Annotated in this window: 9 protein-coding genes; all 9 read left to right on the forward strand. The window is 69.5% G+C overall.

The window, feature by feature from the left end; all coding sequences use genetic code 11:
- Positions 1-81 precede the first annotated feature (81 nt).
- The 9 genes from AC1DWR_RS10045 to AC1DWR_RS10085 all read left to right on the forward strand — a co-directional run bounded on the left by AC1DWR_RS10045 (position 82) and on the right by AC1DWR_RS10085 (position 8,115).
- On the forward strand, positions 82-2,220 hold the full coding sequence (locus AC1DWR_RS10045; RefSeq protein ID WP_477624356.1) for a hypothetical protein: 2,139 nt from the start codon (positions 82-84) through the stop codon (positions 2,218-2,220).
- 184 nt (positions 2,221-2,404) lie between these two features.
- Positions 2,405-3,628: a CpaF family protein gene (locus AC1DWR_RS10050; RefSeq protein WP_477624357.1), complete on the forward strand. Its 1,224-nt coding sequence runs from the start codon at positions 2,405-2,407 to the stop codon at positions 3,626-3,628.
- A 4-nt stretch (positions 3,629-3,632) separates the two neighbouring features.
- Positions 3,633-4,499 (forward strand): type II secretion system F family protein, encoded by an 867-nt coding sequence (locus AC1DWR_RS10055; protein WP_477615071.1) that lies wholly within the window; start codon positions 3,633-3,635, stop codon positions 4,497-4,499.
- Complete coding sequence (locus AC1DWR_RS10060) at positions 4,496-5,428, forward strand: type II secretion system F family protein (protein WP_477615072.1); 933 nt, start codon at positions 4,496-4,498, stop codon at positions 5,426-5,428. Before AC1DWR_RS10055 ends, AC1DWR_RS10060 begins: the two co-directional genes overlap by 4 nt.
- A 104-nt stretch (positions 5,429-5,532) precedes the next feature.
- Positions 5,533-5,760, forward strand: coding sequence for a hypothetical protein (locus AC1DWR_RS10065; RefSeq protein ID WP_477615073.1), 228 nt, complete (start codon positions 5,533-5,535; stop codon positions 5,758-5,760).
- A gap of 50 nt (positions 5,761-5,810) precedes the next feature.
- A complete protein-coding gene (locus AC1DWR_RS10070; RefSeq protein ID WP_477615074.1) occupies positions 5,811-6,161 on the forward strand; it encodes a TadE/TadG family type IV pilus assembly protein in 351 nt (116 codons plus the stop codon).
- A 35-nt stretch (positions 6,162-6,196) separates the two neighbouring features.
- The gene (locus tag AC1DWR_RS10075; protein WP_477624358.1) at positions 6,197-6,622 is read left to right on the forward strand and encodes a TadE/TadG family type IV pilus assembly protein; all 426 of its coding nucleotides are present in this window, start codon (positions 6,197-6,199) and stop codon (positions 6,620-6,622) included.
- Positions 6,623-6,747: 125 nt separating this feature from the next.
- The gene (locus tag AC1DWR_RS10080) at positions 6,748-7,164 is read left to right on the forward strand and encodes a pilus assembly protein TadG-related protein (RefSeq protein WP_477615076.1); all 417 of its coding nucleotides are present in this window, start codon (positions 6,748-6,750) and stop codon (positions 7,162-7,164) included.
- A gap of 267 nt (positions 7,165-7,431) precedes the next feature.
- Positions 7,432-8,115: a hypothetical protein gene (locus AC1DWR_RS10085; RefSeq protein ID WP_477615077.1), complete on the forward strand. Its 684-nt coding sequence runs from the start codon at positions 7,432-7,434 to the stop codon at positions 8,113-8,115.
- Positions 8,116-8,117: the final 2 nt, after the last annotated feature.

Below are 8,117 nucleotides of genomic sequence, written 5' to 3' on the forward strand. Positions count from 1 at the left end.
CCTGAGCTCGGTCGCCTGCCTGCACCCCTCTGACCTGCGGCGTTGCTCGATCACGACGGGCGCGCCTGTTAGCCTGACCGCGTGCGGGCGGTCGCCATCCCGCGGTGGACACGGGGGGTGGGGCGCCCTCCGCCGGGACCGTGCGTTCTCGCGTTCCTGCTGACCGTGGTCGGCGCCACGCCGCTGCTGTGGAATGGTCGATACTTCTTCCGCGGCGATACCCAGATCGCGTACCTGGGCTGGTGGTACCACTTGGGCGAAGCCGTGCGCGAGGGCCATCTCCCCCTCATGGAACCCTTGGCCTGGGAGGCCGGAAACTACGCCGCGGAAGGACAGTGGGGACTGTTCAGCCCCCTGACGATCCTCATCGGCGTGTTGGCCACGGTCGTGCCCGACGTCGTCGTGTTCGTCACGGTGTTGAAGATCGGGCTCATCGTTCTCGGTGGCGTCGGCACGTACCTGGTCGCCACCAGCTACGGCGCCCGTGAGCCCTTCGCCCTCGTGGCCGGACTCGTCGTGGGGCTCTCCGGCCAGTCGGTGTTCCAGGACTGGCCCTCGTGGGTCAACGGTCACATGGGGGCGGCACTCCTGCCCTGGGCGTGGTGGTTCATCCGGCGGGCGATGGCGGGGCGCAGCCCGGCGGGCGCGCTGATCCTGTGCTACCTGGTTGCCGCCGTCGGCTACGTCTACTGCGCGATGTGGCTGACGGTGATCTTGCTCGGCTGTCTGGTCGACGCGGCGCTGTCCCGCTCCCGACCAGAGCTGTTCACGGTCGTCGGCCTCTTGACCTTCAGTGGGTTGGTCTCGGTTGCGGTGTATCTGCCTGGCCTGCTGACCTCGCCCGTGACGATGAGGGACTCGTGGGCGGTGGTAGGGCGGGGCGGGTTCACGGTGGACCTCCAAAGCCTCTTCTCGTCGATGTTGCCGACGCGGAAGAGGAGCTACCTCGTCTGGCTCCTCCCAGCGGTCCTGTGGATTGACCTCGGACGGCTCCGGCGCTCGTCGCGCGACCTGGCTGGCGCAGCTGTGGCGACGGCGGTCCTCCTCCTGTGGGTGCTCGGTCCGAGCGCTGTCGGGCCGTTGCGGTGGCCGATGCGCGTCGTGCCGGCCCTGATGGTGCCCCTCGTCGTGCTGCTCGCCGTGGTTGCCTCTCGATGCCTCCCCACGCGGGTCTCGCGGTCTCGCCTGATCCTGTCGCTCGCGTGGGTGTGCGGAGCCGCCTACGTCGTGGTGGCCCGTGACCCGGGCCAAGGCAAGCAGGCAGCGCTGGGTGTGGTGCTTCTGGGTTTGGCGCTGGGGATGACGGCCTGGTCACTCGGCCATCGGGGGGCGCGCACGACAACGGGCGTTGTCCTGGCCTGGACGGTGGCGTTGTTCGTCGTCCTGTTCGCCCTCTACCCGGTTCCTCCCGCGGCCGATCGACACATGCCTGCGGCGCCGGCGCAGTATGGCGGCCGGATCCCGTCGGCCCGTGGCGACGTCATGGTCCTAGGAGAAGCGGGGGGTCAGATCCAACTCAACCCGGCCATCGCTGACGAACTTCTCATCGGTTCGTCGTGGTACCTGGGGCGCGGGGATGTCCAGAACGGGTACTCAACCATCAGGTTCCGCAGGTTCAGCGAAAGGTTCTGCCGAACGGTCAACGGTGGCACGTGCGCCAGGGCGCTGAGCGCGCTGATGTCGACCGAACCCACGACGGGCCGGCCATGGGCTGACCTCCTCTCGGTCAGCTCCGTGGTCCTGTACCGCCCGTCCTTTCCGACGACGGACCTCATGCGTCCACCACAGGGGTGGAGGGTGGCCGGGGTGACGACCCACACCGTTGTCTGGACGCGAAACCACGCCGTCCCCTCGGCCGGGGGTGTGGTGGCGACCTCCGCGGGCGTCGTCGTGGACCGGGAGTCCGTGTCCGATCGCGTGGTCAGACTACGAGTGACCAGTTCGGGGTCGGGTCGTGGAACGGTCACCTTCAGCCGCCTCGCCTGGCCGGGCTACTCCACCGAGGGCGCCGAGCGGGTGGCGCCGGTCAGCGGCATGCTCCTGCGGGTGGCACTGCCTCCCGGTTCGAAAGGCTCCACCATCACCCTGCGATGGGACCCGCCCGGTTGGACGGTTGAGCTGTCGGCACTGTCGACGGCTGTCCTCGGCGGAGTGGCGTGGATCCTCTGGTTCTGGGCTGACCGGTCGCGGTGGCGCCGACGCGAGCCACTGGTCGAGTGACACTCGCTCGACCTCGGGAACGAGGCTGACCGGCCGAGGGGAGTGTCCGGGCGGTTGCCCCGTGCCCTGTGGACGGGCAGGAGCGGGCTGGAAAGTTACCCGCTAGTATGACGCAGACGTCCGCAGCCGGAGGCAAACGAGGGGTTCGCCTACCAGGGGGGTTGGGACGTCCTGGGGGGATGAGATGGACGCTGTCATGACCGTTGAGTCCGAAGTTCGGGAGCTCATCCGCCGGTCAGGGGTTGACCCTGTCCGGGACGTGGGGGAGCTGGACCGACTCGTGCGCGACGCGGTGGCCGACTACGACGAGCGCTCGCTGCACGGGAGCCTTCCGGCACTGGCCGACCTCGAGCACGCGGTGAAGTCGGTGAAGGACGCGGTGGCGGGGTTCGGTCCGCTGCAGCCCTACTTCGACGACCCCGAGATCGAGGAGATCTGGATCAACGAGCCCACGAAGGTGTTCGTTGCCCGTGGAGGAGTCTCCGAGCTGACCACCACGATGTTGACGGCCGACTCCGTCCGCGACCTCGTCGAAAGGATGCTCAAGACGAGTGGTCGGCGGGTCGACCTGTCGAGTCCGTTCGTCGACGCCGTCCTCCCGGACGGGTCACGCCTCCACGTGGTCATCCCGGACATCACCCGGGCGCACTGGTCGGTCAACATCCGCAAGTTCGTGGTCCGTGCAGCGCACCTCGACGACCTGGTCGGGCTCGGCACCCTGACGCCGCACGCCGCGCGTTTCCTGGGCGCCGCCGTCGCCTCCGGGCTCAACATCCTCGTGGCGGGAGGGACCCAAGCCGGCAAGACGACGCTGCTCAACTGCCTGAGTGCCGCCATCCCACCACGCGAACGAGTCGTCACGTGCGAGGAGGTCTTCGAGCTGAAGATCCCGCTCAGGGACGTGGCATCGATGCAGTGTCGTCAGCCCAGCCTCGAGGGCACCGGGGAGATTCCACTGCGACGACTGGTCAGGGAAGCGCTGCGCATGCGTCCGTCGCGGATCATCGTCGGAGAGGTGCGTCAGGCCGAGAGCCTCGACCTGCTCATCGCCCTCAACAGCGGTCTGCCCGGCATGTGCACCATCCATGCCAACAGCGCTCGCGAAGCCATCACGAAGATGTGCACGCTGCCGCTGCTCGCCGGCGAGAACGTCGGTAGTCGGTTCGTCGTGCCGACCGTCGCGGGGTCAGTCGACATCGTGGTGCACGCCGCGCTCGACCACGATGGGGTCCGGCGGGTTCGCGAGATCGTCGCGGTACCGGGGCGGGTCGAGGGTGACGTCGTCGAGACGGCCGACATCTTCACCCAGCGTGAGGGTGTGCTCCGTCGAGCAGACGGTTTCCCGCCGCATCCGGAGCGGTTCCGACGCGCCGGGTACGACGTTGCCGCCCTCTTGGCCCAGGAGTGACCAGATGATCGGAATCCTCGTGGGGTTGCTCCTGGGCTGTGGCCTCTTCTGCCTGTGGTGGTCGGCCTGGGTGCCTGAGCCGAAACCCATACGCCCGCAACGGGTCTCGCTCATGGACCGGTTGCACGACGAGCTCGTCCAGGCGGGGTACCCGTCCCTCGGTCCACGCACCCTGGTCGTTGCCTGCCTGGTGGCTTTCGTGTTCGTCGCAGTCGGGGTCCTTGCGACCACCGGGGTCGCGCCGGTGGCGCTGTGCTTCGCAGCCATGGCGGGTTATGGCCCCTTCGCCCTGGTGCGGCTGCGGGCCAGGCGACGCCGATCCAACCTGCGTGAGCTCTGGCCCGATGCGGTGGACAACATCACCTCCGGGGTGCGCGCAGGGCTGGCCCTGCCCGAGGCGCTGAGCCAGCTGGGCGTGCGTGGGCCGGAAGAACTACGACCGGCGTTCCAGGCCTTCGCGGAGGACTATCGGGCCAGCGGGAGGTTCCACGACTGCCTCGACCGCCTCAAGGACCGGCTGAGCGACCCGGTCGCGGACCGGCTTGTCGAGTCCCTGCGGATCGCCCGGGAGGTCGGCGGAAGCGATCTCGGTGGTCTGCTGCGCACCCTGTCGACGTTTCTTCGCGAGGACAGCCGCACCCGATCCGAGCTCGAGACCCGACAGGGCTGGACCGTCAACGCGGCCCGGCTCGCCGTCGCGGCCCCCTGGATGGTGCTGGCGATGCTGTGCACCCGATCCGAGTCGATCCAGGCCTATGCGACCACGACCGGCACGGTGATCCTGCTCGTCGGCGCGGCGGTGTCGGCGGCCGCATACCGGGTGATGGTCTTCATCGGGCGGCTGCCCGAGGACGAGCGAGTGCTCCGATGACGAGCGCGCTGGCCGGCGGGGCCCTCGGGCTCGCACTGGGACTCGGCCTGCTCCTCGTCTGGGGCGGGCTGCCGCGAAACCGCCGTGCCACCCTCGACGACCGACTCCTTCCCTATCTGCGTGACGCCCCGCGCCCCTCTCGCTTGTTGGACCCTCGCAGGGTCGGGCGACCCGGCGCCCTGAGGGTCCTGGCTGGACCGCTGGTCGCCGATCTCGGAGGCCGCATCGAGTCCATCCTCGGCGGGTCGGCGTCAGTGAGGCGACGCCTCCAGCGGGCTGGCAAGGCTCCAGACGTGGACCGGTTCCGAGCCGAACAGGTGCTGTGGGGCGCTGTCGGCCTGCTCGTGGGGATCGTCGTCGGCAGCCTCGTCTGGCTGGGCAAGGGTGGTTCGGTGGTGCCTGCAGTCCTGGTCGTCCTGTGCAGCGTCGGCTCTGCGGTGGTGGCTCGAGACCAGTGGCTCAGCCGAGAGGCGAACGTCCGCGAGCAGCGGATGTTGGGCGAGTTCCCCACGATTGCCGAGCTGCTGGCTCTCGCCGTCGGCGCGGGCGAGGGCGCCGTGGGCGCACTCGAACGGGTGTGTCGCCTGTCGCACGGTGAGCTGTCCGCCGAGCTCGGCCGCTGCCTGGCCGACGCCCGCGCCGGAGCAAACCTGGAGAAGGCCCTGCAGGGACTAGCAGACCGCACAGGCCTGATGAGCCTCTCGAGGTTCGTCGACGGCATGGTGATCGCGGTCGAGCGGGGCACGCCCCTCGCCGAGGTGCTTCGCGCCCAGGCGCACGACGTTCGCGAGACCGGCCGGCGGGCAGTCATGGAGGCGGGTGGCAAGAAGGAGATCGCGATGATGATCCCCGTCGTGTTCCTCGTGCTGCCGATCACCGTGTTGTTCGCAGTCTTTCCCGGGTTTGCCTTCCTGCGGTTCTCGATCTGACCACTCCTGACCACTTCTGGCCACGTGACCTCCTGACGACAGCACCTCCTGACGACAGCACCACTTGGCTCAGCACCTGCTGAACCATCACCGAGAGGAACCTCATGACAGTCCTTCACCGCTCACTGGTCCGCGCCCAGCTGGCCGGGGCCCGCGCCTTCCGGAGCGTCGGCCAGCCTGGCGAGCGACGCGAGCACCGCGAGCGGGGCGACGTCCCGGGTTGGGTGCTGATCACCCTGATGACAGCCGGCCTGGTGGCGGTCCTGTGGGCAGTCGCGGAGGACCAGCTCACGACGATGTTCTCCGACGCGCTCAACAGCGCACGGCGGTAGCGACCGTGCGGTGCAGGCCTGGCGACGGTCGGCGCGAGGGCGGTGCGGCCGTGGTCGACTTCGTCCTGGTCTCGGTGTTGGTGTCCGTGCTCTTCCTCGCCGTTTTCCAGGTCGGGCTCGCCCTGTACGTCCGCAACACCATCATCTCCTGCGCATCCGAGGGGGCTCGCTTCGGCGCGAGGGCCGACGCCGACCCGCGCGTCGGTGCGGCCCGCGCGCGCGAGCTCATCGGGAGCTCGCTGTCGGCACGATTTGCCCGCGACGTGTCTGCCGAGGTCGTGGAGGCCGGAGGTGTGCAGGTCGTTGCGGTGCGCGTGCGCGCGCCGCTGCCCGTTCTCGGACCGTTCGGCCCTGACAGCGGGTTCGACCTCGTGGGTCGTGCATTCCTGGAGCGGCAGTGATGCTGGTGCTGCGTCGGCGGGCAGTGGCGCTCAGGATGAAGGGCGAGCGTGGCAGCGCCGTCGTGGAGTTCGTCTTCCTGGCCGTGTTGCTGATGGTCCCGCTGTTGTACCTCGTGATGACCCTGTCGAGGATCCAAGCGGCTGCGTATGCCGCGTCGACCGCGGCGCGCGAAGCGGGCAGGGCGTTCGTGACGGCATCCGAGCCTGCGGCTGCCCGCGAGCGCGCGTCAGCCGCCGCCCGGATCGCCTTCGAGGACCAGGGCTTCGGCCCTGACGGGGCGCTGACGATGGCCTGTGACGGCACACCGTGCCTGCGGCCCGACGGTCGGATCGAGATGACGACCACCGTGACGGTTCCCCTGCCCCTGATCCCGTCCTTCGCCCGCGGTGCCGTGCCGCTCGAGGTGCCGGTCACGGCCAGTCACGTGGCCGTCGTCGACCGGTTCCGGGGACAGCGATGACCCGCCAGTGCAGCGGGCAGCTCACGGCGGCATCGCGTGGGCCACTCGGCGACCGCTGGTGGCAGTTGTCGAGGCGCTTGAGATCCCCAGTGGTGCTCGGCCGGAGCGGCCCGGAGGCGGGCCAGGTGACGTTGTTGATCCTGGGGTTCAGCGTCGTGGCGATCCTGCTCATCCTCGGGACCGTGGCCGTCACCTCCGTTCAGCTGTCCCGGATGCGCCTCCTCGACGCCGCCGACGGAGCAGCACTGGATGCGGCCGACTCCCTCGACCTCGGTGCGTACCAGCGCGGGTTGGGCGATGCGGTCGCGGTCAACAGCAAGACCGTGCGCGAGACCGCGGTGGGGTACCTCGCACAGCGCCCGAGGCCCGCCAGCATGCTGGCCTGGCAGGTGGCTCCGGGCACCGGGACTCCGGACGGCCAGACCGCGGTCGTCCGCCTCTCCGGCCGGGCCGAGCTGCCGTTGGTCGGTGGGCTCCTGGACACCTTGGGCGGCTCGGTGACGATCACCGTGGAGTCGCGTGCTCGCGCCGACCTGGATTAGGCGTCCGCCCTGACGATTCGCGACACGGCGAGGCCGCGACGGGCGATTGTCGTGTATGTGGACTTTTGCGTCGCCAGATGTGGCGGTTCTGTGACAGGCCGTTGACCGCCGAGTCTCGCCGCTGGTTACCTGCAGGGAGCATCACTGACATGCATTCGCTTGGGTGTGGCTGCGGAAGGGCACGGAGCCACACCTCATCTGGCCGTGTCTGGGGAGTCCGGGGAGACGGTCTGTCGATGGTCCGCGCCGCCTTCAGGGAGGTGTGCTGTGACGCTGCGGGGCGAGCTTCCCTCCGGCGGGCGGAACTCCGGCGCGCGCAACTCTGGCGCGCGGGCTTCCGCCGCTCTCGGGGTCGGCGGCACGACGGGTCTGAGAGACGTCCTCACCGATGCGTCCATCCTCAAGGCGATCCGCAACGCTGACCGGCTCAAGCCGGGGGACAGGCCCAAGAAGGGCGTGACGCTCAAGGCCGCCGAGGCGACTCGCCTCCTGCGCAGCATCATCCACTTCGTGGCCGACGTGCCGTCCGACTCCTCGCCGATCGTGGTGTGGGAGCAGGAAGGCAGCGAGCTGTGGGTCGACATCTCGACCACCGCGCTCACCTGCATCCCGGGAGTCATCCGGGTCGCCGTGAAGGTCGGCTGCGACCAGCTGCCCGAACCGGCCGTGATCACGGTGCCGTTCGGGGTCGGGACGCCCGAGGCGCCAACGGGTCTGGTGATGTCGAGCCTGAGCCGGCTCGACGGACCCGAGGTCGTCACCGGACGCTGGACGGCGGCCCTCACTGCATTTGCCTGGGAGGCCATCCTGGAGCTCGCGCGCAGGATGTGCGCCGAGCTCGGCAAGGACGCCGCAGGCCTGCCCCTCATCCCCGGGTCGGTCGCCGCGGGGTCGCAGATCCTCGTCGTGCAGCCGATGGCGCGCAACGACCTCTCCGGACTGCGGCGCTGACC

It is taken from the genome of Pedococcus sp. P2_E2, from assembly GCF_056403955.1.

Excerpts from the sequence above, each read along its gene's own strand:
- AC1DWR_RS10050 (WP_477624357.1), top strand. The coding sequence starts at position 2,405 with ATGGACGCTGTCATGACCGTTGAGTCCGAAGTTCGGGAGCTCATCCGC.
- AC1DWR_RS10055 (WP_477615071.1), top strand. The coding sequence starts at position 3,633 with ATGATCGGAATCCTCGTGGGGTTGCTCCTGGGCTGTGGCCTCTTCTGC.
- AC1DWR_RS10060 (WP_477615072.1), top strand. The coding sequence starts at position 4,496 with ATGACGAGCGCGCTGGCCGGCGGGGCCCTCGGGCTCGCACTGGGACTC.
- AC1DWR_RS10065 (WP_477615073.1), top strand. The coding sequence starts at position 5,533 with ATGACAGTCCTTCACCGCTCACTGGTCCGCGCCCAGCTGGCCGGGGCC.
- AC1DWR_RS10075 (WP_477624358.1), top strand. The coding sequence starts at position 6,197 with ATGAAGGGCGAGCGTGGCAGCGCCGTCGTGGAGTTCGTCTTCCTGGCC.